Raw genomic sequence first — 1,319 nt, forward strand, 5'->3', positions numbered from 1 at the left:
AGCCTCGCCCTTGAGCGCCGGCCCACCCCACTGAGCAGGGCACCTCACCCAGACCTCATCGCGAATCGGGCATCACGGCGCGAACCGCACTCTCATACTGTCGTTGGAAGGACGCCTGGCCCCCCTGACTCCCGCCGGGGCGGTACCGTACCCCCGACGAGGCACAAGGGCCACGCGCCGGGCAGCACCCAGCTGCCCAACGAAGCGACGGCCGGGTCCCACCGAACCTGCGCACTCCCCACTTGACACGCCAGCTCATGGGATGTCTGTCAAGTCAGCGTGTTGAGATGAGAGGCCACCCTGACTCAAGGCCGTCGGCCCTTACGCTCGACCCAACGGCCCTGACGTGTGCTGGACATACTCGACCGCAGCATCCGGTGGGCGTGTCATCCCTACGCTTCTGAACCGGAACCGGTCGTTCAACTGCCGTCAGTGACTACGTAGTTCTAGGGCCTGTTTCAGAAGTGGATCAAGGTCGCGGTAATCCGATGCTGCAGGACCAGCCGACCTGAGATACTCCACGCCGTGACGATCTACGACCATGGTTCCGGCACGACCCTCACCACCGGCGAGCGCGATGCTGATCTGAGCGAGCGACTGGACCGGGAGCTGACAGCTTTCAACACGGCCGCCACCGGCGCGGGCGACTACGGCTCGTTCTTGGTCAAGGTGGCCGATGGCGCGGGCGAGCTGGTCGGCGGGCTCACCGCATGGACGTGGGGCGGTCTGTGTGGCATCTCGATGCTGTGGGTCCGCGAGGACTGCCGAAAGGATGGATGGGGCAGCAAGATCCTGTTGGCAGCCGAGAAGGAGGCGCGGACGCGCGGCTGCGACCGCGTCGCGGTCTCCTCGTTCACATTTCAGGCGCCTGGCTTTTACCAGCGCCACGGCTATACCGAGACGGGCCGGACCCTGGGCATCCCCGGCGGGAACGCGGACGTGCACATGTTCAAGTCGCTGACCGACTGAGCGTCCTCGCGCCTGCGGTAATCGTGCTGGTCACAGCCACTCGTTGATGGCCGCCACCGTGCTGATGGCGGCCATCAACGAGTGGTGCTGTGACCAGCACTTTCGAAACACTCCCCAGTGCTGTGGCCGATTCGCCGGGTGTTGGGCCTGGACAGGCGTCTCAGTGAACTGGTCAGCGGTCCGGGCCGGACCGCAGCGGGATGACGCTGGCCCTGCTGCCGCTGAGCACGTCGCGAAGTTCCTGGTTTTCCAGGGTACTCAGGTTGAACTGGCAGTGTCTGGCGGGCTGATCTCGGTGAATCCCGTGATCAGTCCGGTCTCGGCGAGGCAGCCGTCGATCAGTTCGGGCC

At 65.4% G+C, this 1,319-nt stretch carries 1 protein-coding gene; it reads left to right on the plus strand.

Annotated features, from left to right (window positions below; translation table 11 throughout):
* The first annotated feature begins 525 nt into the window (after positions 1 to 525).
* Positions 526 to 969, plus strand: coding sequence for a GNAT family N-acetyltransferase (locus ACZ38L_RS39550; protein WP_465703011.1), 444 nt, complete (start codon positions 526 to 528; stop codon positions 967 to 969).
* The last annotated feature ends 350 nt before the right edge of the window (positions 970 to 1,319 follow it).

This window comes from Kitasatospora sp. NPDC024654, assembly GCF_055559155.1.